This is a genomic window from Microbacterium esteraromaticum (assembly GCF_016907315.1).
Taxonomy (GTDB): domain Bacteria; phylum Actinomycetota; class Actinomycetes; order Actinomycetales; family Microbacteriaceae; genus Microbacterium; species Microbacterium esteraromaticum.
The window spans coordinates 1,773,697-1,798,861 of the sequence record NZ_JAFBBS010000001.1; the positions used below are offsets into that span (position 1 = coordinate 1,773,697).

General features: G+C 62.8%; 20 protein-coding genes. 11 read left to right on the plus strand and 9 right to left on the minus strand.

Annotated features, from left to right (window positions below):
- Positions 1 to 569: 569 nt before the first annotated feature.
- Both JOE67_RS08600 and JOE67_RS08605 read right to left on the minus strand, forming a co-directional pair.
- Entirely contained in the window at positions 570 to 971 is a 402-nt protein-coding gene (locus JOE67_RS08600) for a hypothetical protein (RefSeq protein ID WP_204975103.1), read from the minus strand.
- On the minus strand, positions 965 to 1,780 hold the full coding sequence (locus tag JOE67_RS08605) for a metallophosphoesterase family protein (RefSeq protein WP_338041542.1): 816 nt from the start codon (positions 1,778 to 1,780) through the stop codon (positions 965 to 967). Before JOE67_RS08605 ends, JOE67_RS08600 begins: the two co-directional genes overlap by 7 nt.
- Positions 1,781 to 2,280: 500 nt before the next feature.
- On the opposite strand from JOE67_RS08605, the gene JOE67_RS15765 reads away from it, so the two are divergent.
- The 7 genes from JOE67_RS15765 to JOE67_RS08640 all read left to right on the plus strand — a co-directional run bounded on the left by JOE67_RS15765 (position 2,281) and on the right by JOE67_RS08640 (position 15,084).
- The gene (locus JOE67_RS15765; RefSeq protein WP_204975105.1) at positions 2,281 to 5,028 is read left to right on the plus strand and encodes a LamG-like jellyroll fold domain-containing protein; all 2,748 of its coding nucleotides are present in this window, start codon (positions 2,281 to 2,283) and stop codon (positions 5,026 to 5,028) included.
- A gap of 15 nt (positions 5,029 to 5,043) precedes the next feature.
- Positions 5,044 to 7,992: a hypothetical protein gene (locus JOE67_RS08615; RefSeq protein ID WP_204975107.1), complete on the plus strand. Its 2,949-nt coding sequence runs from the start codon at positions 5,044 to 5,046 to the stop codon at positions 7,990 to 7,992.
- 261 nt (positions 7,993 to 8,253) lie between these two features.
- Positions 8,254 to 11,304, plus strand: coding sequence for an RHS repeat-associated core domain-containing protein (locus JOE67_RS08620; RefSeq protein WP_204975109.1), 3,051 nt, complete (start codon positions 8,254 to 8,256; stop codon positions 11,302 to 11,304).
- A 32-nt stretch (positions 11,305 to 11,336) separates the two neighbouring features.
- Positions 11,337 to 11,750 (plus strand): hypothetical protein, encoded by a 414-nt coding sequence (locus JOE67_RS08625; RefSeq protein ID WP_204975111.1) that lies wholly within the window; start codon positions 11,337 to 11,339, stop codon positions 11,748 to 11,750.
- Between the two features lie 1,159 nt (positions 11,751 to 12,909).
- Entirely contained in the window at positions 12,910 to 13,419 is a 510-nt protein-coding gene (locus tag JOE67_RS08630; RefSeq protein WP_204975113.1) for a hypothetical protein, read from the plus strand.
- Between the two features lie 94 nt (positions 13,420 to 13,513).
- Positions 13,514 to 13,924, plus strand: coding sequence for a hypothetical protein (locus tag JOE67_RS08635; protein WP_204975115.1), 411 nt, complete (start codon positions 13,514 to 13,516; stop codon positions 13,922 to 13,924).
- 35 nt (positions 13,925 to 13,959) lie between these two features.
- A complete protein-coding gene (locus JOE67_RS08640; protein ID WP_204975116.1) occupies positions 13,960 to 15,084 on the plus strand; it encodes a hypothetical protein in 1,125 nt (374 codons plus the stop codon).
- Between the two features lie 219 nt (positions 15,085 to 15,303).
- Here JOE67_RS08640 and JOE67_RS08645 read toward each other — a convergent pair whose 3' ends face one another.
- The 4 genes from JOE67_RS08645 to JOE67_RS08660 all read right to left on the minus strand — a co-directional run bounded on the left by JOE67_RS08645 (position 15,304) and on the right by JOE67_RS08660 (position 19,833).
- Positions 15,304 to 15,738: a hypothetical protein gene (locus JOE67_RS08645; protein ID WP_204975117.1), complete on the minus strand. Its 435-nt coding sequence runs from the start codon at positions 15,736 to 15,738 to the stop codon at positions 15,304 to 15,306.
- Complete coding sequence (locus JOE67_RS08650) at positions 15,738 to 16,244, minus strand: hypothetical protein (RefSeq protein WP_204975118.1); 507 nt, start codon at positions 16,242 to 16,244, stop codon at positions 15,738 to 15,740. Before JOE67_RS08650 ends, JOE67_RS08645 begins: the two co-directional genes overlap by 1 nt.
- Positions 16,245 to 16,442: 198 nt before the next feature.
- Entirely contained in the window at positions 16,443 to 18,605 is a 2,163-nt protein-coding gene (locus tag JOE67_RS08655; RefSeq protein WP_204975119.1) for a P-loop NTPase fold protein, read from the minus strand.
- Positions 18,606 to 18,834: 229 nt separating this feature from the next.
- Positions 18,835 to 19,833, minus strand: coding sequence for a hypothetical protein (locus JOE67_RS08660; protein WP_204975120.1), 999 nt, complete (start codon positions 19,831 to 19,833; stop codon positions 18,835 to 18,837).
- Between the two features lie 530 nt (positions 19,834 to 20,363).
- On the opposite strand from JOE67_RS08660, the gene JOE67_RS08665 reads away from it, so the two are divergent.
- From JOE67_RS08665 to JOE67_RS08680, 4 genes are all read left to right on the plus strand, one after another.
- Positions 20,364 to 20,768, plus strand: coding sequence for a hypothetical protein (locus JOE67_RS08665; protein WP_204975121.1), 405 nt, complete (start codon positions 20,364 to 20,366; stop codon positions 20,766 to 20,768).
- Positions 20,765 to 21,838, plus strand: a complete 1,074-nt coding sequence (locus JOE67_RS08670; protein WP_204975122.1) for a hypothetical protein — start codon at positions 20,765 to 20,767, stop codon at positions 21,836 to 21,838. The genes JOE67_RS08665 and JOE67_RS08670 overlap by 4 nt, the downstream gene beginning before the upstream one ends.
- Positions 21,839 to 21,946: 108 nt before the next feature.
- Positions 21,947 to 22,537: a hypothetical protein gene (locus tag JOE67_RS08675; RefSeq protein ID WP_204975123.1), complete on the plus strand. Its 591-nt coding sequence runs from the start codon at positions 21,947 to 21,949 to the stop codon at positions 22,535 to 22,537.
- Complete coding sequence (locus JOE67_RS08680) at positions 22,534 to 23,058, plus strand: hypothetical protein (RefSeq protein ID WP_204975125.1); 525 nt, start codon at positions 22,534 to 22,536, stop codon at positions 23,056 to 23,058. Before JOE67_RS08675 ends, JOE67_RS08680 begins: the two co-directional genes overlap by 4 nt.
- 324 nt (positions 23,059 to 23,382) lie before the next feature.
- Here the strand turns inward: JOE67_RS08680 and JOE67_RS08685 are convergent, their stop codons facing one another.
- The 3 genes from JOE67_RS08685 to JOE67_RS08695 form a co-directional block, all read right to left on the minus strand.
- Positions 23,383 to 23,700: a DUF7882 family protein gene (locus JOE67_RS08685; protein WP_204975127.1), complete on the minus strand. Its 318-nt coding sequence runs from the start codon at positions 23,698 to 23,700 to the stop codon at positions 23,383 to 23,385.
- 42 nt (positions 23,701 to 23,742) lie between these two features.
- Positions 23,743 to 24,801, minus strand: coding sequence for a carboxylate-amine ligase (locus JOE67_RS08690; RefSeq protein WP_338041543.1), 1,059 nt, complete (start codon positions 24,799 to 24,801; stop codon positions 23,743 to 23,745).
- 102 nt (positions 24,802 to 24,903) lie between these two features.
- Positions 24,904 to 25,077, minus strand: coding sequence for a CsbD family protein (locus JOE67_RS08695; RefSeq protein WP_204975129.1), 174 nt, complete (start codon positions 25,075 to 25,077; stop codon positions 24,904 to 24,906).
- Between the last annotated feature and the right edge of the window lie 88 nt (positions 25,078 to 25,165).

Genomic DNA, 25,165 nt, shown 5'->3' on the forward strand with positions numbered 1-25,165 from the left:
CGGGCAAGGCCTGCCAAAGGCGACCTTGGCTGGAGAGATTCCAGTGGTAGAGCGGATTTTCAGGGGGTTGCCAAGGTTGCCAAGTAGTAGATCTCTTACGTCAGAGAAAAGCGGGGCCGGCGGCCTACGCCTGTGGACGGAACATGAGACTAGAGCTTGCTGCAGCCGTTCCGGATGAAGCAGGAAGCCACCGATCCGAGGCTATTCCTCGCCGACGGAAGCGTGCCGCCAGTCGGCGCGTGCAGGCAAGTTCAGATCCCCGGCAACTCAAGGGTTCTCGGGAACTCGTGGAATATCGGAGCGCTTAGCGTGGAAAGCGCTGAAGCCCCCCTTCTGCGAGCCATGCTCCCGACTGGGATCAGGGAAAAGCGGAACCACCCACACCGCCGATGTTCCTCGACAAGGGCCTGCTGCTGCGCGACCGCGACATCCGCATCCTGTGAGCGACGAACTGTGGCTCGGGCCGCAGTGCTGAGGCGCCGGTCCGTTGATGCACCCTCACCTCCGTTTGCACCTCAGGCGCCACCCCTCAACTATCCGAAGATTTCGGTGAGTTGACGGTCAGCCGATCAGCTGCGCCATACAGCGGCGTCGTGCTTCGCTTCGCGCAGCACATCGGCTAGCTGCCCCTCGCGGAGCCGCTGGACGTTGGTCGGCTGCTCAACGCCGTCCTCATCGGTAAGCGGCGTATTCAACCACTGAGCCCACGTCCACGGGGCATCGGCGCCGGAGCGCAGCGTTCGGAGGACGTCAGCAAGACCGACCACCGGTTTGCCGTCCAACAACTGGAACGCCGGGTACAGCTCGACCCCATCAGAAGTGGTCACCCTGAGTAGCGAGAGCGAATCTGCGGCCTCGCTCACCATCGCCTCCGTCCACCCGAGCGTGCGTGCGAGAGACGCGGTGGTGTAACAGGGGCCGACGATATCGGCCCAGGGGCTGTTGGGGTTTGGAGTCTTCCAGTTCACCATCGTCGCGCTGCGTTCCGGATCGCGTTGAGGCTTGGGGTTTCCAGGGTCAGCGTGGTCATGTCCAGGATGGCGAGATTGTCCTCTTGAACGTCGCGCCCGAGGCTCACGACCCGTCGCCCGTCCTCAGCCGTCCCCCCGCCCGGCGTGTGCATATGCCCGTGCATCAACAGCTCCGGGCGAACGGCGTCCCACACCTCGCTGACTCGCGCTCGTGACTTCGCCGATTCCTCGAGCGCTTCCGTGGGAAACCGATTTGGGTTAGTGCCCAGCAGCTCACGCACCGCTCGAACCGGGGTGGCGGCCGGCGACTCGTGCGTCAGCATCACGTCCGCGGGCCCACCGGCGATAGCCGCCGCGACCTGCGCGTCGGTGATGGCCTCGTCGGGCCACCAGCCGCGCCCTTCGGTGCGCCAGATTCTGTCCACGGAGGCGGCGCCGCCGAGCGAGAGGACGGTTCTACCGCCGATGGTGAGGCGAGCCGGCCGAGGAAGAATCCAAGTGATGTCGGAGACTCGCACCGCAGCGCCGGGATGCTCCGCAAGCAACGGGCTGATCAGATCAAAGGCCTCGTGATTCCCAACCGAGACGAGGACGCGCTCGATGCCTGCAGCGGCGAAGAGAGGTTCTGTCTCAAGTGGGTCCATCCCCCAATCACCAAGTTGCAGGATGGTCGTCACGTCGTATGCGAGATTCGGCAGCGCTCGGGTGAGCATCCGCAGCCAACCGAGATTGCCATGCCAGTCTCCGCAGACAGCCACGCGTTCGTCTGTCAGCGCGATGCGGGTCGCATGTTCGAGTGCTTTCACCACGGTCCCTTCCAACGCGGAGCATGTGGCGGACACCTGCACCTGCACCTGCACCTGTAGACACCGTCTACACGGCCCTTTCGCAGGGCTCGAGGATTCTTTTCGTGAATTCGCCAGCTCTGAGTCTTAGACCATGTATATATGGTTTCTGGTCCAAATGCGATGGGGAAACCGTGGTCGATTCGCACGGCGATCCCCCGCTGTTCTCCCCCTGCTCTGCAGGACCGTGCGACGATGCTGATCAAGATCGGGGTCTTGCGGCCCCCAGGCGGAAGTTCCCCGCGTAGATTTTTCTTGCCTGAGAGTTTCCTGAACAGTAGTGTGCGGCTATGCCCATTGTTTTCGCGCACATCTCCGCGCGTAGATCCATGCTTGAATCCTCTGTCAAAGCGCGCGCCGGTCTCGCCCCTATGCGTTCCGCCTTGCGTGTCGCGTTAGGCATGACCTGCGTCACCGCATTGCTCTGTGGCGGCGCCTCTGCTGCGAACGCGAGCACATCGGCGGTGGCAAGCACCCGCACGTCACTACTCTCGGTGCCTGAGCCAGACGAATCGGCGGCTGACGCAGCCATAGAGGCTGCGCAGACGTCGGCGGCCGAGACGGGCCAAGCGGTTGTGGTTGAAGACCTGACCACGCCGACCGAACAGTACAGGGCGCTGCCCGATGGCTCGATTGAGCGTGAGGTATCGAGTCGACCAGTGCGCGTTGAGAAGTCAGGCGCCTGGGTCCCCGTCGACCTGACTCTGTCGCGAGAAGGCGATTGGGTCACGCCTGTCGCGTCGGCGGTTCCGGTGCGGTTCGCAGCTGGAGGATCCAGTGAGCTGGCGCAGGTGCAGACGGAGTCGGGTGAGTGGGTCACCGAGGTCTGGCCTCACGGGGATCTCCCCGCCGCACTGATTGAAAAGGACACTGCGACCTATCCGGATGTCTTCCCCGGAGTGGATCTCAAGCTTGTGGCGACGAAGACCGGCATGGCGTCCGTGTACGTGGTCGAATCGGAAAAGGCGGCTCAGTCGCTTGCACTTTCGGACCTTCACATCTTGGTGGAGGGCGCGGAACTCAGCAGCACAAGCGTCGGCGGTGTCGTCGCTGAGACCAGCGATGGAGCTGAGCTCGTGGCTGGCCAGCCGCTGTGGTGGGATTCGTCGCAAGGAGGCACCTTCCGGGAGCCGGGTGGCGATGAAGCGCCCGTACCCGTTGCGCATGACGTTGCCGTAGACCGCATCACTCTTGACGTTGGCGAATCCGTTGATGTTGAGGAGCGACGGTCGGGGGAGGACGTGGAGTATCCGATCTTCGTCGACCCGGACTGGAGCAAGGGAGAAGCCGCTGCTTGGTACACGGATGCGGCCTTCCCGAACGTTTCATACCTGAGCGCAGGGGCGTCAAATGTTCTGCGCGTGGGTATCTCAGAGCCGTACCGCTCGGACATGTTCTTCCAGTTCCCGCTCAGCGAACTGAAGGGCAAGCAGATAACTGCCGCGCGCTTGAACACCACGCTCGTGAAGGTGATGTCGTGTAACCCGCAACCCATCGGTGTTCACACCTTCGGGCCCAAGACTGCTGGTTTCACCTGGGCACAGGAGCAGTCCTGGAACAGCGCCGGCACTGCAGGGTGGAGCGGACTCCTGCAGTCCGCCTGGACCGGTCCCAACTGCGGAGCGCCTGCAACGACTGTCGGGTGGAACGTCACCTCAGGTGTGAAAGCCAAACTGGCTGCCGGGTTGGTGCAGTTCGCGTTCACATATGAGAATCCTTCAGCTGAGTCGCGCCGCCACTTCAGCCGCGACGCTTCGCTGATTGTCACCTACAACTCCTATCCCGACACGCCCACTGATCTTAAGATCACGTCGCCCCCGCGCACCTGTGGGAGCGCGACCGCACCTGCAGTGCTCGGGTCCAGCACCGTGGCAGTGAGCGTCGACCAGAGAGACCCTGACCCCGGAAACGTCGGCACGGCCTTTTATCTGGCGAAGGCCGACGCTCTGGGCACCGTGGTTTCTAGCCAATCTTCTGGACTCGGAGCGAAGGGCACGAAGACGGCGCAATTCACCGGCTTGGCGGAAGGAAAGTACGCGTGGCGCGCTCGTGGATATGACGGTGTTGCCAACAGCTTGGCCTACTCCGCATGGTGCTATTTCACCGTGGACACAACCGACCCCGTAGTGCCTACACTTTCGAGCGCAGCATCGACCTTCACCGTGGGGCATCCGGTGAGCGTGAATGCAGCTGGCGCGGCGGATGTCGCCGGGTACGTCTACTGGATCACGCCGGTCGCGACTCAGGGTGCGACTCCGCCCCCGGTTCCGGTCGACGGTGTCGTGAGCACCTCAGGACAGCTTCCGACGTGCAGCGCTACGACGAAGAGCGTCCGCTGGGCTTGCGCAACAGCGGGGTCCGCAACCGCTCTGACGGTCGCACCCGTTGATTCGCTCTCGACGCTGTGGGTTTCCGCTTATGACAAGGCGGGTAACCAGTCCCTGGCGAAGGGGTTCCCCCTTTACGCCAATGGCAACACCGGCACCCCTGCGTCCGCGGCCAACGTTGACTCCGGTCATGGTTGGCACGTGACATCTCTGATGTCTCCGCTACCAGCGACGGTGCCCGACTCGAACCCCTGGATTGGCGCGAACGGCATCGCCCTCGTCATTCCGGAGAACGCATCAACCACAACTGTGGATCTCCCGGACGCGCCGTTCGAAAGCCCGGTACTGGACACCAATGTGGGGACTGCGGAGGAGGTCCACACGGAGTCCGCACCGATTGACGTCACAAAGAGCTTCACGCTGAGCATGTGGGTGAAGGCCGGACACGTTCCCACGACGAACAGTGAGGTCATCGCCATGCAGGACGGGAGCACATTGGGGCATATCCAGCTTCAGGTCACCAGCACGGGCAAGTTCGCCTTCTGCCTGGGCGACGCGTTCGCCAACATGAGCTCGACTGCCTTGACCAGCAACTGCGCGACGGGTGGGACTGTCACGCCCGGAACCTGGCAGATGGTCACAGGGATCTGGGACGCGGTGAACCAGCAGCTGCGGATTCATGTGGGGAACGACATCACCCCGGTCGGGTCGGTGAGCCACGTGCCTGGGGCCGGAGTCGCGTCAGGAGGGTCGGCGTTGTACTTCGGTCCCAATCCTGACACGGGGAGATTCCGGGGTCTGATTGCTAACCCCATGGCTCTTCCGGGAGTGGCCAACAGCAACCAGCTCGGCCAGATGGCCGGCTTCTTCTTGCCTTTCAGCTGACGAGAGACCTCGACTATGCGTACCGCTACCCGTTTTCTGGCTGCCTTCACCGCGATCACAGCCCTCGTCCTCACATGCAGCATGTCGGTGGCTTCGGCCGAGGCCAGCACGAGCGAGGATGCGCCGACCGTTGAGGTGCCGGTTTTCGAGGATCCGGTTCCCGGTGACGTCTTAGCCGAGCTACCGAAGCAGCGCTCGACTCCGTCATCTCGCACGGCACCGCTGGTGGCTCCGACGACCATCGATACAGCAAGTATCGAGCTGGATCTGTCGGACACTTCGTCAAAGCCTGGTGGTCGCACGAAGGGCAACGACAAGACCACCCCGGCAAAGATCATCGGTGAATGGCGCGAAGTTGGAGACTCCGGCGTCAAGTTGGCGCAGGCATCTCCCACAGAGAAGAAGCGCGGCGGTGAGCAACCGACAGAGGCGGTGGTGCGCGTCGCTACTGGCAAGGCGGCGCTGAAAGTGGGCGCCGACAGCATCGCTATAACGCTGACGTCGGCTGAGGACGGTGCGACCGGCCCGGTCGGCGTCACCGTCCCGGACGCCGTTCTCAACGGCTTCGGTGGGGACTACGCGGCGCGGTTGCGGTGGGTCCAAGTCCCAGCGGCTGGGACGCTTGATGACGCGAAGGCAATCCCGGTCGCGTCCGCGAGAACGAAGGACGCGACCCTGCTCAGCCCAACCATCACTGCTGAGCCGACCACTCTGATGGCGCTCGCAGGAACGTCGTCTACCAGCGGGACGGGGTCGTACTCCGCCACGCCGTTGAAGTCGGCCTCGACGTGGGACGTGACGGAGCAGACTGGAGCGTTCGGCTGGAGCTACGACATGGCTGTGCCCGATCCGGGTGTGGGGCCGACGCCCGACATCGGGCTCTCTTACAACTCACAGGTTGTCGACGGGGCTACAGCCTCAACGAACAACCAGCCATCCGCAGTGGGCGAAGGATGGAGCCTGAACGCCACGGGGTTCATCGAGCGCAGCTTTATCCCTTGCGCGAAGGACGATGGGGCAAGCGGTGCAGTCACGACCTCGGGCGACCTGTGCTGGCGCACCGACAACGCGACGGTGTCCCTCGCCGGGCACTCGGGCGCGCTCATCAAGGACACCGCTTCTGGGAAGTGGCGGTTGCAGGACGACGACGGCACACGCTTTGAGCACCTCACGGGAACAGCACAGGGCTGCGCTGCAAACGGCACGGCCTCCACCGACTGCTGGCGCATGACAACCACGGACGGAACCCAGTATTACTTTGGGCTGAACCGCCTTCCCGGGTGGGCATCCGGCAAAGCGGAGACAAAGTCCACCTGGACCGTTCCGGTCTTCGGCAACGACGTCGGTGAACCGTGCCACGCTTCTACGTTCGCGACGTCCTCGTGCATGCAGGCCTGGAGATGGAATCTCGACTATGTCGTAGACGTCAAGGGCAACGCGCAGGCCCTGTACTACACCGCAGAGACGAACAAGTACGCGAAGAACCGGACGGGCGCGACCGCCTACCAGCGCGGCGGAGTGCTCTCCCGCATCGAATACGGGCTTCGGTCGAACCAGGTCTACGCGTCCAACGCAGCCGGCTACCGTGTGGAGTTCACCTACGACGCCCGCGGGCGATGCAGCGATTCCACAGGTGCGCAATGCACGACAGGCACTCTGGACAGCGCAGTCGTCCCTGCGCACCCGACCGCTTATCCTGACGTGCCATTTGACCAGCTATGCACCGGGACGTCGTGCACCGCGGCGCAGATCGCTCCCTCCTTCTTCACCAACGCGCGCCTGTCGAAGGTGACAGCGAAAGTGCTCGTCGCGGGAGCGTACAGCGCCGCGGATTCATGGACACTGTCACATTCGTTCCCTGCGCCGGGCGACGGGACGTCACCTGCCCTGTGGATGACGAAGGTGCAGCGCACAGGCTCGGCGGCAGGCCAAACCGCCATCACTGAACCGGCGACGATCTTCAACGGCGTCACCATGCAGAACCGCGTGTGGGAAGTCGACGGGCTGGCGCCCCTCGACAAGTGGCGGCTGAGCTCCATCAAGACGAGTCTCGGCGGTGTGATCAGCGTCAACTACCAAGGTCAGCAGTGCACAGCTGCCGAGGCGGAGACGATCCTGGCAAACCTCAACACGAACACCAAGTGGTGCTTCCCGGAATGGTGGGTTCCCGAGGCTTCGGTGCCGCTCGGCGGAAGATGGGATCTCTTCCACAAGTACCCCGTCAAGTCGATCATCGTCGACGGCGCCACGGATGGGCCCCTGAGCGCCACCCAGCAGACGCAATACATCTACGGCACACCACGGTGGCGCTACAACGATTCGCCACTCACCGTGGCCGGCTCCCGCTCCTGGAACATCTTCGCGGGCGTCAACACCGTCGAGGTTCGTGAGGGCGACCCCGCAGCCAGCGCGGCGCAGAAGGTCACTCAGTACACCTATTACCAAGGCATGAACGGCGACCGCGCGAACTCTTCCGGCGGCACCAAGGCGATCAACGTGACTGGGACGACCATCCCCGATGATCGCTGGTTCGCAGGCCAGCTGTACCGACAGCGCACCATCAATGGGGTCGGCGGTGCCCAGATCTCCGACGAGGTCCGGACTCCGTGGGCATCCGCCATCACGGCGAACGACGGTACCCGTCAGGCGCGCTTCACCGACATCCAGAAGACCGTAGTCACCGAGCCGCTCTCCGTGGGCGGCAACCGTACGCTCGAGACGAGGACGACCTTCCACGCCACCTATGGCTACCCGCTGACTGTCTCAACGATTCCGTCCGACGCCGCCGGAACCTGCCTAACGACCGACTACGCAGCGCCGAACACCACAGCGTGGATCAGTGGTCTGCCCAGCCGAGTTCGCACCGTGGCGAAGGCCTGCGCGGATCTGAGCACGGCACAGTATCCCGCCGACCTCGTCAGCGACGCGAAGACTCTTTACGACAATGCGTCGTGGGGGGCGTAAGCGACCAAGGGACTAGCAACATCCACCCAGGCAGTTGACGGGTACGACGCTGGCGTGGCGCATTGGGTGACGACAGGATCGGTCACATACGACGCCCTCGGCCGTCCGTTGACAACCACTGATGCCCTCGGGCGCACGAGCTCGACCGCGTACTCGCCCGCGGCGACGCTTCCGGCCCTGAGCGCCGTCTCTACGAATCCCGCGCCGTTTTCGTGGCAGACCACGACGACCTACGAGCCGACGACAGGTAGCGTCGCGTCGGTGACTGATCCCAACGGGTCGCTGACCACCGTGTCAGTGGACGCCTTGGGTCGAACCAGCAGCGTGTGGTTGCCATTGCGACCGCAGCTGAGCAACCCAGATTCACCGTCGATGTCGTTCACTTACACGCTTTCTCAGACCGCGCCCAACAAGGTGGAGACCAAGAAGTTTACGGGCGGTGGGATCGTGTCTGAGTTCCAGTTCTTCGACGGTCTCGGCCGGCTCGTACAAACGCAGCGCGCGGCAGCGGGCGGAGGCGCGGTGGTCAAGACGACGAACTACGATCACCAGGGACGCGAGTACTTCGTTGACAGCGACTATTGGACGGACTCAATGACTCCGGGGGCGGGCTTCTTCACACCCGTTACAGAAGACAACATTCCCTCGCAGACCATCACGTCATACGACGCGGTTGGACGCGCAACCAAGACCGTGCTCAAGACCACCGGCACTGTGCGCTCACAGACACTAACCAGCTACACAGGAGCCGACCGCGTTGACTCCACTCCTCCCACCGGCGGCACAGCCACGAGCGTCTTCACCGACTCGCTTGGGCAGAAGACGAAACTGACGCAGTACCTCGGCGGGACACCCACGGGAACCGGTCAGTCGACAACTTACGCCTACGACGGCGGCGGCCGAATGACCCAGATGACCGATCCCGCTGGAAACACGTGGACCTGGTCTTTCGATTTGCTCGGAAACCGCACCGGCCAGTCGGACCCTGACTCCGGCACCTCTACCGCAACCTATGATCTGGTCGGGAACATGACCTCGACGACGGACGCACGCGGGAAGCTCGTAACGACCACCTTCGATGAACTGAATCGGAAGACAGCGATGTACGCTGGCACAGCGAGCGGGTCGAAGCTGGCGGCGTGGGTGTATGACACCGTGAAGAAGGGGCTGGTGACCAGTTCCACCTCGTACGTCGGCTCTACGCCGAGTTCCGTCGGGCTCGCCTACACGAGCAGTGTTGGTTCGTACGATGCTGCGGACAACCCGCTCCAGCAGACCGTCAGCATTCCCGCAGGTGCGCCCGCGTTCGCCGGTACGACGTACACGACGACCTCCTACTATCACCCGGATTCAACGCTCCTTGGGAAAGCGGTACCAGCAGCTGGCGGCCTGCCCAGCGAGACCATCCGCTATACCTACGACAGCCGAGGAGCGCTTTCAGGCATCCGTGGTGCCTCAATGGTCCTGGCAAATACGGTGTACACACCGCTTGGTCAACTCAGCCAGTTCAATCGCTACAACGGTACGAACAACGGCTATTCAACCTACGGATACGATGTGGCGACCGGGGCAGTACTCACGGTCACTGACAACGCTGTGTTCAACGGATCGGGTCATTACGTCGCGGACCGCGCTTACTCGCGCGACGACGCAGGCAACGTCACGTCCTCAACGACGGTTGCTACTCATCCCACGGCGCAGACTCAGAAGGTTTGTTACACCTATGATGGCCTGCGACAGCTCACCCGAGCATGGACGCCGAACACTACGACGGCCTGCTCCGCCACCCCGTCTGCATCGGCGATGGGGGGTCCGGCGCCTTACTGGTTGGAGTACGCGTATGACAACGCGACCGGGAATCGCAAGAGCGTGACGTCCAAGACCGCTGCAGGCACATCGACAACGAGCACGTTCACCTACCCCGATGCGGGGTCGGCGCGTCCACACGGTGTGTCGGCGGTCTCGGGGGGTGCCGGTGCCGGCTCATACGGGTACGACGCGGCCGGCAACCAGACCGCGCGCCCTGGTCAGACGGTAACGTATGGCGATACAGGGAAGGTGGTGAAGGTGATTGCTGGGTCAGAGGCTCAAGCGAACATCTTCGACGCTGACGGCAACCTCCTCGTTCGAACGTCATCGACGGGCGGGTCGGCGCTGTTCCTAGGGGACATGACGATGACCCAGGCTGCCGGTTCCACAGTCGTCGCAGGGTTCCGTACATACGTGGGCGCGGAAGGCAAGCCGGTGGCCCAACGCTCCGCGAAGACCGGGACAGCGGGGTCGACGCTGTCGTGGCTGTTTACCACGCTCGAGGGCACGGTCGACGTCCAGACGGACGCTGTGACGGGCACGACCGTCAGGCAGCATCGCGACCCGTTCGGGGCTCCCGTCGGGGCCAGCTCACAGGGATGGCCGAATGGCGCCGGGTACATGAACAAACAGGTCGCTGACAAGACCAAGCTAACCAACGTGGGTGCCCGCACCTACGACCCGGTGCTCGGCAAGTTCCTCTCTGTAGATCCCGTGATCGATACCAATCTTCCCCAGCAGAACACCGGATACACGTATTCCGGTAACAACCCGACAACCTACTCTGATCCGTCGGGATTGAAGTTCTACATCGAAGGATATAAGCCCCCGTCGAGCTATTCGAAGCCACCAGGCTTCTATAGCATCAAGGCGCGAGGGAAGGCGTACATCGCCGCTGGGGCGAAGAAGATGAAGAAGAACGCGTATAATATCCTGACCGAGCCGTGGGCAAAGATTGGGAAGAAGAACGAGGCGCGCGCTCAGGGCTACGCCCTGTACAACTACGGCCAGGCACTCACCAGCGAGCAAGGCGCGCTGGTATATCAGTGGATCCGCGGCAATCTCCCCCAGCGCATCGCTTTCAACGACAAGTCGGAGATCACTCGTGGGCTAAGAGCAAGTCCCGCTGCGACGGAGTATCGCTCCTATCTTCGGGCGTCACTTCGCTCGGGTGCACCGCTTCAGGATCACTACTATCGTGCCGGAGACTTTACGCTCAAGAATCCCAATGTGGTCAGAGATATTAAGACCACGACATTCTGGGAGCAGGCATCCAACGCGGACCGCTCTCTGGCTATTCTTGGGTCACACAACTACTCGTCGCGCCTCGTCACGCGGTTGACGGACTCCTCCGCAGTGGTTCAAATCACCGCGGAGAATCCGATGACGCTAGGTTCGGCTCTGTCCCCTGTGAGAGAACTCGCCGACTCTATTCCGGCCGCTACCGGACCGCTCTCCGCCGTGACTATGACGTTCACCTGGACGGAGACAGTGTCTTGGTGAGGCGGAGCACGGCTGCCCTCGCCGGGTCACTGATGATTCTTCTTGCCCTAGTAGGGTGCGCTTCCGAGGACCTGGACTGGGATATGACTCCAGCTGATGCGGTGGGGCTGTGGAAGGTAGTGGAACCGGGCGGCGACGGGAAGCTGCGGTTGAACTCAGACGGCACCTTTTCGGCGACGGACTGGCCCAAGGATCTTTGTGCGCCCGCCGTGTCGACGCTCGACCAGCTGGATCCCGCCACAAAAGTCAGCTTCTCGGGCGAGTACGGATTCATGGATGGTGCCCCCTATTCCGCGTATCTGCTTCCAGGCGACCGCAGCTGCGAGGGCATCACCTTCTATTTCTGGAAGGGTCCAGATTCGCAACGCAGAATCCAGGTCGACCTGATTCCGGCCGATGGGTCGGAGCCAACCGAGTTCGTTCGTCTAGAGCCGGCAAAAGAATGATCGTGGCCGGCCGCGGGTGTGACGTCAACATCGCCAGTGCGGGGCTTGTTGTTCGCGGCCTCATCGGGCGACCCGGGACAATCACAACAGGGGCCGCGACTGCACGCGGCATCGGAGCAACTGCCATCGCCACGGCGCCCCATGCGCATGGCTGAGTCGTGGAGATTCGGCGGCTTCCTCCCGGCCGCCGCCGTAATGACATTGCTTCTCGCGGCGACGGGGTGTAGTTCAATTATCCCAGATGGAACGCCCGGTGACCCGGTCGGGACATGGGTATCAAATGATGGCTTGTCCTTTCTGCGGCTCGATTCTGGCGGCAAGGGGCGTTTCACTCTCTGCCGTCAAGAGGGCGCCTCTTCTGAGGGTCTCAAGTACAGGTACTCTGCGAGAGAATGGCCATCGTCGATCCCTGTGACTTGGGAGACCGAGAACGACACCGAATACGCGGGCAATGTAGTGCGAATCTTCCAAGATTGGAGCGAACACGAATCGACCGGTGTGGGCTTCAGTACCATTGACCGCGTGCTTACCTGGGTAAATGGAGAGCTGGAGATGAGTCCCGATTTCAACCTGGTCTATGTGCGAACTTCTCCCTCTCAGGCCAGTTGTGAGTAGCCTCAGTCGCTTGTACATTGTCGGGTCGCCGGGTCTCGGCCGTTCCCAGGATGCAGACGGCGTTCAACTGGATTGAGGGGGTCTTTTGGTGACAAAGACCGGGAGATGGGCCCGAGCCCACGGAGTCTGTCCGCCTAGAGCGGGCAGAAGGGATTAGCCGGATCGGATCGAGCTGGTGAGCTTGCGCCAGTCGTTCTCATCCGACGAGCACCTTGGCAGTCACGGCGCCGAACGCCAGGAACGGCTACATGACTACGTGTCATCGCTCACGCCTTAGGTTGCTCTTCTTGAGGTGCGCCTGATATCTGAGACGGGGGTGGTTGGGATCGTTCTAGCAGACGATGTCCTGCAACGTGTGGCCAGCTCGGTTGAGGTGCTGCGTTTTAGTGCTTCGCCAAGGGGGCGAGGCGGAAGCTGATAGACATTTCCGGCTACACCGTTCTTATCATTTTTGGATACGATCAACCGAAGCGTCACACAGCGACTCACCTGGACGGAGCTTACGCATGGCAGAGTCTCCGGGGTCGGGAGAATGACCGCGGCCATGGTGATTATCGCGATGATTGGGATCCTGCTGATCATCGGCGGCATCGGTGTGATTATCGCTCGGGGCACTCTCGGATCAAACATCACGCATGCCGGGCTTGCGTTTCCTCCCACGGCGAGTCCATCCGTTATGGCGGCCACTCTTGGTGCGGGTCAGTTTCTTCTCGGCGTGCTCCTCGTTGCACTCTCGTACCTCTTGCCACGCCGTCTTGGAATCGTCAGTATCGATGCAATCTTTGTCGGAGTGGCGGGAGTGCTGCGGCAGTGGACGATACCGCTTGCCCTTGTTGCTCTCGCCGTCGCCGGCGCGGGAATGGTTCTGGGCGTCCGTGCCGTAGTGCACATATGGGAACGTAGGAGCGCATGGTCGGAGGACGGCGGGGACATGCATATTCCGGGGAGGGAACGACGCGGGATCTTGGCGAACACTCTTCTCACCGCGTCCTCTGGGGTCGGCTTCGCTGTCGGTCTGCTCACCTTCGTATCCGGGCGGAATTGGGCACTGTGACTCTTGAGATTCTGGGGATCATCCGAGGGCGCCAGCAGTGAAGCTCCGGTCGAGTACTCTTTTGCGTCGAGGCTACATCGGCATCGTCGGGCTGATGGCGCTTGCCGTCGCGGTTGCTGGGTTCTTCATCGTGTCATCGAAGAAGATCGACGAGGAGACGCTTGGGTTGCCGGCGACATGGACCGCAACGATGCCGAGCCACGGCGAACTGTGGGAGAACGCGGAGATCAATCTGAATCCGGGCGGTAAGGCGTCGCTCACTGCGGTCCCGGTCGGAGAGATCGCGAAGCGCGACGGGCGCACCTGCCTGAGGCAGTCGAGCAAGCTCTACTCGGGCGAGGCCGAGTGGGTGATGGGAGATGAGTCGTCAGTGATCCTGGTCAAGTATCCCGAAGGCGGCTTCCCGCTGGTCGCGGATGCTGGCAAGTTCGGTTCCGTCGATTGGTTGGACGCGGCTACGCCGTTCTGCGACGGCAGCTCCACCGCAACGTACGGCCGTCGTTAGCGCACCTGACGTGAGGGCGAGGATACGGTGACTGCATGAGACGGTTAGGGCGGGAAGACGAGGCCGTAATCAAGGCCTCGCGCTCCGTGTGGGAGTCTCTTGTCGAGGTGGCATCCTTCTGCTCGCTGACCTTCAGCATCGGGTTCATGACCCTATGGCTCATCTCGAGCGGCGACCCCGCGTCCCTCTGGAACGTTTCGGTGGACGCCGGAGCGGTCGTGCTCGACCACCTGGGATGGGCGTTCGGCGTGTACGTGCCCACCTTGCTTGGCTTCTACGTGCTCGTCACCGGCGAGCAGCTCGGTTCCGGCGACGACGCTGGTCGACTACGCCGCCTCCTAGGCGGCGTCGCGGAACTCAGCTTTGCCGCCTTATTGCCTGGGGTGGCGCTGGTGGCCCTCTATTGCCTTAGCGATCCTCGTCACATAGGTGCACTCTTCGTCGTTCTCCCGGCCACGCTTATGCTCGGCTTTCTTGCCGTCGAATTGGGCGTGTTCGTCGTGTTCGACACGCATGTTCAGTTGGCGGACGCGACTCGCTTGCGCAACGAAGCCGCAACGCGTCTGCGGCGGTTGAAGCGCCGTTCACGGCAGCCCGCGACGCTGGTGGTGTTGGGTACGGTGCTGACGCTGACGGCAGTCGGCGCCTTTGTCCTGAGCGCGACCAACGAGTGGGCGTGGATCTGGCAGTGGCAGGCCTACGCAATCACCGGATTCTGGGCACTGTACGCATCAGGGGGAGGCTTGCTTGTGGCTCTCGCGCGTACCAAGTCGTTAGTACTGACCCGCGTGCTCGTGGTATCTGGTGTAGTTCTGGCGTGGGCATGGCCGGTGGGCCTAGCGCTGATCCAGACCGGAACTGCCTTGTTACCCATCGTCCCCGCCGCCGCGACGGTGGCAGCTCTGGCGGCCGCCTCCGCGTTCTGGCCGACGCGCAGGGGTTCGCGGCGTGTCATCGAATGGTCGCTCGCGGGCGTAGGGGCGTTGGTGGCATCGCGAGGTGCGGCGCGTCAATATCGGCGGAGCGCTCGCCGGATCGTGGAGCTCAAACAGATTCTTGATATTGAAGAACGGCCTTCGCGCAGCCGCCGATGGGCCTCGCTTCGCGCGCTGTTCGACCCCACTGCGGTACAACGATGCCGCTCCCGGAGCCGACGCTGACCTCAGTTCTCGTTCCATCCAGAACCGGCGTTTACGTGATCGAGGCAGCGACTCTGCATCTGGGCCGGGGCGACTGTGAGGCGTGGATGTCGGACCGCGGCGTCTAGTCCGCGGATGCCCGTACGGAGAGTATTGGTGCCTGTGGAGACGAGCCCGAGACGTGCGTGGTCGGTTTCGCGCTCTCGGATCGTCGCCGTTCGGGCTCGATAAGGGAGTCTGCTAGCCGGCTTCCTCAGGGGCCCAGGTCATCAGGCGGCGGCGGTCAGTGAGTATGAGGCGGAGGTCCTGTTCGTGATCCAGAACCCCAAGGACGACATCCTGTCGGTCAATCGTCTGCTTCTCACTAGCAGGGAGGTCCTCCCGGAATTCCATGACAATGGCGGGGGCACCGTAGTCCGGAAACTCCGCATTGCGCAAGAAGGTCTTCCACTGCACGAGACCTCCGACTGTGAGGTCAGGGGCGTCGGCGAACGACTCGAACGCGGACCGGAGGTGCTTCGCATACCTCTCACTACCCGCATATGCGCGATAGGCCTCGAATTGCTCTTCGCGGGCACGTTCCATGGCCGCGTACAGGTCTTCGATCCGTGCGCCCGTGTCGAGCGCCTGGTCGCTCTCTACAGCGGACGTGTCATCGTCGAATGCTTGAGACATCACACCTTCTCGCCGTCTTCCAGCTGCTGCTTCAACGGGTTCATCCAATTGAGCGACGCGAACATACTGTTCGTCTCGCCGTCTTCCAGCTGCTGCTTCAACGAGTGCACCCAATTGAGCGACGCGAACATACTGTTCGAGGTTCTGAAATTGCCCCGGACGGCGCTGTAGACAGTCTCTCTGATCTCGTCGACCCGTTCGCGAGAGGGAGCGGGGGCGGCTGGGAGTGGTGTCCCGAGCGCACGCTCACCAACTCGGCTCCTACTTAGGCGCTCGCGCTTGGCCTCTAGCTGAGCCTCGAACTCTTCCTCGGATCCGACGAGCTCGGATCCTGGTGGCACCACCTCGATTCGACATGGATCGTGCGCAGCAGCCTCACCGCGAAAGAGTTTCGCGACCGCCTCAAACCGCACCTGGATCAGGACGATGAGCTGCTCGTCGTTGACGTCAGCGGTCGCGCGCGAGCATGGACCGGCTTCAACGAGAGGGGCAGCGCCTGGCTTCATAAGACCTGGAACTGACCCGTCGCACCGCTCGAGGACTGCAGGAGGCGGGTTACGGCGAGGGGGCACCGGTGAGGGCGAGGCCCTCGATCAGGTCCTCTTAAACGGCGGACAGGTGCCATCCCTGATTCGCGGGCGGCCAAGCAGCTCGTCGAGTTGTCGGCAACGAGTGTCGAACTCGCTGATTTCGAGAAGATCGGACTACTCCGGGCCGTCGTTCGAGTGAAACGGAACCTCTCGCTTCAGCGTTGCTAGAGCCATGAGGCGACGGTTGTCAGGCGTATCCTTGAGGCGAGTCGCGGAGCTGCTCACCTCTGTGTCAGCAGCGTCGACCTTGTCCGAGTATTCGCGTCGTATTTCGGCCAGATTGAAGTGTCGGGCGGCTTCGGCGGTATCGAATCCGCTGATCTGTGTGTCTGCGGCGCGCCCGACAGCGGTCGTAGTCCTCACAAAATAGCCGAGCGCACGAAGTTCGCCGTGCTCGAGCGCGTTCTCTGCCATCCACGTCGCAAAGGCTTCGGGGTCAACCTCGCTCCACGCCCACGTGACGTAGCGCTCTTCACCATTGACGTTGGTGACGTCTAGCTTCCGAGCTGCTAGCGCCGCGCGCATACTGGCGGTGATGAAGGCACGGTGTTCGTCCGTCAATTGGAGTACTGGACCTTCGTCGGTCTCTGACCGCGAGGCAGTGTGGGCTGCCTGCGTGAGGAGCATTGCGCCGTTCGCCTGCTGCATCGCGACGAGGGCCGGTAAGACCTCGTCGGACTCGAGGTGGCGCAGGCGCTGGCTAACGACGTTTTCAATTTGACGGACTGCCGACAACACGGAATCCCAGCTCTTCGGCGATAGGTAGATCTCCGTCAGCCAGCGGAACATCGCCGGGCTCGTGACCTCCGCTCTCGCGGCTTCGCGGATGAGTTTGCTCGCGGCGCGGGCGGGATCCTGATTCAGGCTGCGCTTGCATTGCTCGACCGCCGCTGAGTTCGGGCGGCCGGCTTCAACGTCGGCCACGGCACTGCGAACGGTGAAGTCGGCGATGTCCCCCTCGGGGATACCTGCACTGAAGTACCGGTCGAAGTACTCTTCGTGGGCGATGCGAGGCGGCTCTGATGAGCCAGACTTCCGCCGTTGCTCGGTCGCCGCTGCGAACTTGGGAAACAGGGACGCGACCGCACGGTGGACACCTTGTCGGTCATCCTTGCGAGTGCCGGCATCGCCGAACAGGCGATCCCACTCGTTGCGAGTGCTGAGCACAGCTTGCTGTTGCAGCTTCGGGTCTTTAGTACCCGGAGGGTCATAGTTTCCGAGCAGGTGCGCGCGTCGTCGCTGCAGCAGCGAGTACACCCCCGGCTCGAAGGTCCTGATCCACGTGAGACTGAGAAAGTCCGCGAAGTCGACCTCGTCCTTGAAGCGTGGTGCGAGAAGACGCACTTGGGCGAAGTAGCGGCGCAGGGCCCGCGGCGTGTTCAAGCGAGGCGCCATGAACTGAAAATATGCGTCTGTGAAGCGCATCGTGGCGTCGGTGCTGAGGCGGAGATCGGTCTCCTCGCCCAAACTGTTCAGGGCCTCATTCACGAGGGCGATGGCATCTGCTGGCCGAAGACTTGGCACGTCGAAACGGACCTGGACGACCTTCTCCATGTAGTCACGAGCGCGTCCGTTATCGCTCTCACCGATGAGGTTCGTTTGAGTCAAGACGTCCAGGATGGTCGCCTCATCGTATGAGAGGAGGTAGTGCACGTAGGGTAGGCGTCCAAGCTGCCGGATCAGCTTCAGGGTGATGAGCAGCTCGTCCGCGGAGATCCGGTCGATATCGTCCAGCACTATGAGGACGGGACGACCGGCCGCTTCAAGTTTCCGAATGAGTTTTGCTCGTGCAGCTTCTGCGCTTCCACCGTTGTCGAGTAGCTTCGCGGCCCCCTCAAGAGGCTTGCTCGGATCGAACATCCCAAATGCGGCTGCGACGGACGTCACGGGCGCGACCGCGACACCGAAGTCGCGGATCCGCTTGCTGGCCTTCGCCCACTTGTCTTCCCCGAAACTGTTCCGGAGCGAAGCGAAAAACCCCAGCTGGAGCGACTCCGAATCGGGATAATCCCATGGATTGAACTGGATCACGCTCCACGGCGTGCCATCGGATTCACCCGTGGCTTTGTCCCGGAGCCAATCCAACATCGAAGTCTTCCCCGAGCCCCAGGCACCGACCAAAGCGAACACGGTCGATGAACTGTGATCCCGAGCCTCGTCGACAAGCTCCCACACCCGTTGTAGGAAGTCAGCGCGACCCAGACTGGTCGCCAACCCTGCATCAGGATCGTCAGAGAACCATGTGACGTCGGAAGTCTTGTCGGGCGGATTGCTCACGAGTCGAGCATGGCGGAACTTGTCCGGTCATGCGACGAGCCCGGCCTTCGATGCAGCTTTGATGAGAGCGCAGAACATGGTGGGCTGGCTCCACGCCAGGCAGACAGAGGAAAGACATCAAGCACGCGTACCGCTCGGACAACGATCCGGGCTGGGCGACGGTTTCCAAGCGGGCGTGACCGTATCAGTCCCACCGGCCGGCGAGAACGGCGGTGCCGAGGGGTGCTCCTTAACGGGACTCGGCCGCGAACCACCGTCCGAAAACTTCGACAGTGATGACTGCGAGATCGTCCAACCTTTCCAATGGGACGGGTAGGGTCTTCGGCCCGATGGCCCAGTCGACGTAGCCCTTCGCGAGGTGGGCATCGCGCCCGAGATGTTTTGAAGCTAGAGCCTTCTTCCACTGCCCTGGATTCCGCAAACTGTTTCCGGGAGCCCGCCGGCTGATCAGCAAGCGCTCCTCGTGCCCATCGAGAACCTCGCGCTGAAGCGTCTTGAGGCTCTCAATCCACGCGGGGACCGTCGGCGACTGTGCCGGATCGAAGAAGTTAGAGTCGTCTTCGATGACAGATATGCCCATGTGACCTTCAAGTCGAACGTCCTCGGTGCGCCGTTGCATCCCTCGTCCCGCCACCTGGATCTGTCCCCGAAGAGTGCGACCGTCAGGCAACTTCGGCGACTCGAACACGATGGACGGGTTGCCGCTACCGTTTCGTCGCGACTCGATGCTCCAACCTTTCAGTTGTTCATCGAGGCGAAGACGGTGAAATCGCGCTTCGACGGCAGCCTTCGGTGTGCGAATGGAATCCAGATCATTCATCGTGATCCGCGAAGCGGGAAAGCACCCAAGCACGTCGTGCCAACTGACCACAGGCACCGTGGGAAACTCTTCGGCGAGCCAACGAGGCGCGCAGTCAGGGTCCTGAAGGATGACGAAAAGTCGCTGTACCGCGTCATTCTCCCGGAGAAGCTGTTCGCGGCTGAGCTCGTGGTCGAACTTCGCTTCCAGGCCCACCAAGAACAGCTGCCCGTCCGCCCGTTCAAATTCGAGCAGGACGTCCACTCGGGCGGGTGTCGCCTCACACTGCACGCGGCGCAGAGTTCCAAACGACTCCATGCCGCTGCGGCTCTCCAGCAGGGCCTGCAGCTGTTCGCCGTAATGGCGAACCTCAGCGGCAAGGGCGCGAGTCACCATCGGCTCGCTCGTGAAGATGGGAGAGGTGTACACCCGCCCAGTATGGCCGACCGTCCTAGCGCCCCCGGAGCGCCTACCCGGAGACCGAAACAATGACCATCGCCGACGGACACTCCCCCGAAAGGCCCGGCCAGTCGCGACGAACGAGGGAATCACGGTCTCCTCATGCGTCTCCATGGTGGGCGCCTGCTGGCTTCACCCGCAACGAACACGCCAAGGGTGGTGCCCGTCGCTCCCGATGCCCGATCTATCCTCGCTCGCAAGATTCCGCTGCAGGTGCAAGTGCACCTGCAACGTGACCTGCGGGAGATGGCGTCGAGGTACCGGACACTTCGTTCACCGATGAGGATTTCGACTTGCTCCAAACGAGCGCGGTGGAACTCGCGGCCGGCTGGGCTACGCAGGCCAGGGCCGAGCAGTACGGGGAGTCCTCCGCTGGGATTCCCTGAACATGAGCGATACAGCCCGCTGAAGCCCGTGACCGCCTTCCAGGTGAACTACGTTCGCGCTTACCTTCGTTTGCGCCGCCGAGCGCCGTCGGAGGGTTCCTCTAGGGTCAAGTCATGCGTCAGACGAAAGACCAGCAGATCAAGGCCGTCGTGGTGGGTGTGGCGTTGGGTGTTCTTGCTCAGGGGGTCACGGCCGTGACGAGCGGAAAGATGGCTCTTGAGTTCGCCTTCAATCATGCATGGCGTCGGTGGCGTCTAGCGTCCGAGTTCCCGAGCATTGCCGGCCATGATCCCGGAAACCTGTTCTGGATCGGAATGGGGAAATCCGAGGGTCGGCAAGTCGCGTGCGCTGCATGGGGTGACGAGGACTGGGCTGTCCCCTACGTTCGCTATGAGGGATGGTCGGTGAGCGAGGCGTTGGATCATCATGCATCCAGGGAGGTAACAGCCGAAGACTGGGTAGAGCTCGGCCGTCTCTTCGTGGAGTACTTCGACGAGGATGAGGTACGACGCGAGTGACGCTCATCGAGAGGAACGACGGCTTCGACTACGACCTCAGAATGCTGTGCAGTTGCGGCCTGCCGTCTCCCGTCTCCGCTGCCGACTACGTAGATGGCGCTCACGGATCGCACATGCCGTGCGTGCATTGCGGAGAGAGCCTTCACTACGGACCGGCAGTGGCTGCTCTCCGGGACCCTGACGACCCCGCACTCGACGACAGCGCGCTAAACACACTCGCCTGGTACCACACGAGCACTCAGCCTGATTGGCCGTCCCCGAACTTCAGCGCCGATTTCGTGGCGGGGCTCGATGAACGTGATGTGCTGATGCCGAGCCGCGAGGCGTTCATCGCGGAGCACACATCCAAAGCGCTTCATGTCGGTACCTACGAAGCGGCCATTGAGAACATGCTGCGACGGATGAACGATGAACTCGACTCGCACGCCCAGTTCTACCTGTACCGAGTGAAGCTGGACCTAGATCCGAGGAAGATCAACCCGGGGTTCCGTGATGAGAATCATGAGATCGCGTCGGACATCAGCACCCTCGAACTGGAGAAGGACGAACTCGATGCGGTGCGTTATCTGAACGTGCACGAGGCCATCGGCACGCTGTCCCTGGCCATCCCGCCGCAAGCAATTCGTGCCGTGCAGCGAATCCACCTCCCAGTCCCAGATCTCACGATGCCCGCGGACGCGAACGACGACCTATTCATTCGGGGGGTCGTTGACGCCGCCCGCCGGGTTTCGGATGCAGCGAGTGAGCTTCGCGTCACCCCGGGGGAACGACGGAGGATGGAACTGGGGATTCTCCCAGACCCTACAGGGGCGGCTAAACGCCATCACGAGCTGCGCCATTCCTCCTACGAGGCCGTACGACGGCTGGAGCGCCACCTCGAAGATCAGTACCTCCCTCACGCGTCTGCCGTACTGCGTCGTGTATTCACTCAGGCCGCGGCGCATTGGCAGGAGGACTGTATCGACGAGTACGTGTGGCGGTACCGCGCGCTTGCAGCGCTGGTGGAGATGCCGGCGCATGTGCGTGCCAACGTCGGTGCAGCGGCCTGGCGACAGGTGGCCGCAATCTGAGTCGCTATGTCAGTGGGGTTCACTGTTGCGTTCGGGGAGATGGACTTCAGCGGGAGTGCGGATGTTGGTATGAGCCCCATGCGCCCGCGTCCCGATATGCTCCGATGCATGACCTGGGCTGACACCAAGAAAGCTGTACGTCATTGCCTCCGCCAGAAAGCCGTGTCAACCGAGCCGGAGTGGAAGGCGGGAGAGCGAGCGCAGTGGCTGGAATTCGCTGTCGCCTCGGGGATCGCGGAGATCCAGGGTCAGACCGAGGAGCTGTTTCGCATCCGAGATCGGGCGGTCACGTTCGTCGCCTTCATTGGGGCATCGGTGGCGTTTCTGGTCGGCGCAGGTCTCGGCATCAAGCCCAAGCCTTGGGGCTTTTTCGTCTTATCTGGTGTGGGAACTGTCGGCTTGGTGCTCCTTGCTCTCTTTCTCTACCTGGTTGTCTCCGCCCGGCGGTCGTTCAGGAACGTGATCCGCTCAAACGCGATGGTGAGGCTCATGGACGGCGAACTGAAGGACGGCCAGGGACAGGCCATCGAAAGTCTCGAACAAGCGCGTCGTCATCTTGCGAGCGTGACAATCGTGAAGATGTCCGACACCAATGAGACGGCACTCAAACCAGTTCGAAAGTGGTACAACGCTCTCTTGTGGACGGGGCTGCTCACGCTTGTTGTGTGGTCTTCGCTGATCTGGGCGTTCGCATCATGACACCCGACATCGACGGGGAGAAGGCCCCGGAGCCGGACATCGATGAAGAGCTCGCACCGAGCCGCACGATGGGAACCAGAGCGCCTCGTAAGGGGTCGCGTCACTTCACCGTGCTGGCGCTCTTGCCAGCGAACAGATCTGAGCAGCAGATATTCACCTTCGCGCACACCGTCCTTGACCGCGGCGGTGGGGGCGCGAAGATGAGCGTGTTTCACCTCGAAAGTCCAAAATCAGTGCACGTTCAAGATCTTTGGGCGGCGATGTTCACGGTGAAGGCCGGCGCTGTCCAGCATGTGCTGAGAGAGCTTCGGAACGTAGCCATCACCGTCAGCATGCACAGCGACCCCGAGTCAGCTCGCAAGGCGGTGACGGCTTATCAGAACCGACGTGTGAGCAAGGAGCTCAACCGCCAGGGGCACGCACACGGGCAGGCCGCTCGCGAGGGCACCGAGGCCAAAGAGAAGAAGCGCAAGAAAGCTGACAAGGCAAAGGTCAAGCGCGTGCGTTTCTGGGACGCCTAGGGCGAAAGCACTCTTGAGCCGACGCCCACGGAACTGGTCCCCTCGCTGCGGTATCACCGTCAACAGGAGCCCTCGGTCGCGGACGCACCATAGCGGGATGTTCGTCCAGCAGTCGGGTGCTCGCGTGCGTTGATGGACACGCTGAAATGATCATCTGACCTGGAGAAAGAGCATGACCATGGAAGTACGCGAGGCTTAGCGTGGAATCGCCGTGGAAGTGGCAGCCTGAGAGGCCTTGAGGCTCAGAGGCGCGGGGGATAAACGAACACACCCACAGATGGTCCCGGATCACAGATCCGGGACCTTTTTGTTTCTGCGACCGCGTCAGATGGCTTTGGCGGGTGCGGGCAGGTACTCGTCGAGTACGAGCTCACCGCTCGCGTTGAGCGCCGTCATGATCGCCGAGATGCGCTCCGGCTCGATCGGCGGCAGCGTAGACACGTCGAAGCCGAACTGCAGCGGGATCGCCGGATGCACCCAGATGGTAGTGCGCGCATCCACCGCGTCGTCGGTGCGCAGCCATGTCATGAGGAAGCTCTCGTTGCGGCGAAGCTTCGTGCCAATGATGATCTTCAGGTGCGCCAGCGTCGCATCATCGATCGCGATCGGCTCCGCAGTGCCGTCGTACCTCAGTCGTCCCATACTGGATGATAAGCCGCCAGGGCCCCAGTCGGGAGCCGCGTGTCACCAGTCGCGGTACAGATCGCCCAGCGCCTGCGCCCCGCCCGACTCGAACGCCCGCAGCTGACGCTCCGATCCGGTGCCCTCGCTGCGGATGCGGCCGAGATGCTCGTCGACGAACGCCGCGTCTCCGAGCTGGTCCAGAGCGTCCCGGATGCCCTCGAGCATCCTCTCCGTCGCAGCCCAGGCGTCTTCGATCTCGCCGTCCGGGGTGAACAGCCGCGCGTCCATGCCGTGACGGGCTGCCAGCCACAGCGCCGCATCCAACTCAGCCGCCGGCGGTGCGGCATCCGGAAGGTCGGCCGAGACGACGATCGCCCGCATGAGCGACGCGAGCAGCAGCGCGTCATCGACCCGCAGCTGCGCATCGGCCACCCGCACCTCGACGGTGTCGAACCTCTCAGACAGACGAACGGCCCATGAGGTCGACCCGCGAGACGGCAGCAGCCCGACCGTGACCAGCTGCTCGACCGTGCGGTGGTACTCGTCGGCGTCGCAGAAGGCCGGCGGAGCCCACGAGACGGGCAGCCGGCGGATCAGCACGCTGCGCCAGCTCGCCAGCCCCGATGCCACTCCGTAGGTGAACGGGGAGTTGGCGCTCAGCGCGAGCAGTACAGGCAGCCACGCACGCACGCGCCGCAGGGCGCGGACGCGCTCTTCATCGCCGAATACCTCGACGTGCACATGCAGCCCGTTCACGGCGTGCTGCCTGGTGAGCTGACCGAGCAGCGTCTGCACGTCGTCGTAGTGCTTCGACGCGGAGATCAGCGGCGCACCCCACTGCGCGAGCGGGGCTCCCGTCGCCGCGACGATCGCGTTCTCGGGGGCGAGGCCCGCAAGCGTCCGGCGCATGCCGCCGAGCTGCTGCCCCGCCTCGGCGAGGGTGCGGACCGGGTCGGTGGCGCACTCGAACTGGCAGGTGAGGTACTCCGACGTGATCATGCCGCCACCGGCGGCCGGACCCTTCACACGCTCGACGATGCCGCTGCCGGACAGCGGCACGAGCGCCGACGCGTCGAGCAGCAGGAACTCCTCTTCCATACCGAACCGCGTGGCATCCACCGGCGCCTCCTCTTGTCTCCAGGCCGCGTCGGGCCGCTGATACGACAAGCGCCGCCGACCCGTGGGTCGACGGCGCGCTGTCGGGCACGATGGCCGCGAAGATTACTTGTCGAACGCGTCCTTGACGTCGTCGCCGATCTTCTTGGCGTCGGCCTTCACCTGGTCGCGCTTGCCTTCGGCTTCGAGGCGCTCGTTGTCGGTGGCATCGCCGATGCCCTCCTTGGCCTTGCCCACAGCCTTCTCGGTGTTGTGCTTGGCGTCGTCCATGATTCCCATGTCGTTTCCCTCCGTTAGGGGCGGAAGCACCGCCCTGGCTGACGTGGAGATGCCAGCGTGTCATCCGTGCACTGGTTCGTGCCAAGGG

Excerpts from the sequence above, each read along its gene's own strand:
- JOE67_RS08625 (WP_204975111.1), top strand. The coding sequence starts at position 11,337 with ATGATTCTTCTTGCCCTAGTAGGGTGCGCTTCCGAGGACCTGGACTGG.
- JOE67_RS08640 (WP_204975116.1), top strand. The coding sequence starts at position 13,960 with ATGAGACGGTTAGGGCGGGAAGACGAGGCCGTAATCAAGGCCTCGCGC.
- JOE67_RS08600 (WP_204975103.1), bottom strand. The coding sequence starts at position 971 with ATGGTGAACTGGAAGACTCCAAACCCCAACAGCCCCTGGGCCGATATC.
- JOE67_RS08685 (WP_204975127.1), bottom strand. The coding sequence starts at position 23,700 with ATGGGACGACTGAGGTACGACGGCACTGCGGAGCCGATCGCGATCGAT.
- JOE67_RS08675 (WP_204975123.1), top strand. The coding sequence starts at position 21,947 with ATGACCTGGGCTGACACCAAGAAAGCTGTACGTCATTGCCTCCGCCAG.
- JOE67_RS08645 (WP_204975117.1), bottom strand. The coding sequence starts at position 15,738 with ATGTCTCAAGCATTCGACGATGACACGTCCGCTGTAGAGAGCGACCAG.
- JOE67_RS08615 (WP_204975107.1), top strand. The coding sequence starts at position 5,044 with ATGCGTACCGCTACCCGTTTTCTGGCTGCCTTCACCGCGATCACAGCC.
- JOE67_RS08680 (WP_204975125.1), top strand. The coding sequence starts at position 22,534 with ATGACACCCGACATCGACGGGGAGAAGGCCCCGGAGCCGGACATCGAT.
- JOE67_RS08665 (WP_204975121.1), top strand. The coding sequence starts at position 20,364 with ATGCGTCAGACGAAAGACCAGCAGATCAAGGCCGTCGTGGTGGGTGTG.
- JOE67_RS08630 (WP_204975113.1), top strand. The coding sequence starts at position 12,910 with ATGGTGATTATCGCGATGATTGGGATCCTGCTGATCATCGGCGGCATC.
- JOE67_RS08695 (WP_204975129.1), bottom strand. The coding sequence starts at position 25,077 with ATGGGAATCATGGACGACGCCAAGCACAACACCGAGAAGGCTGTGGGC.
- JOE67_RS08650 (WP_204975118.1), bottom strand. The coding sequence starts at position 16,244 with ATGAAGCCAGGCGCTGCCCCTCTCGTTGAAGCCGGTCCATGCTCGCGC.
- JOE67_RS08635 (WP_204975115.1), top strand. The coding sequence starts at position 13,514 with ATGGCGCTTGCCGTCGCGGTTGCTGGGTTCTTCATCGTGTCATCGAAG.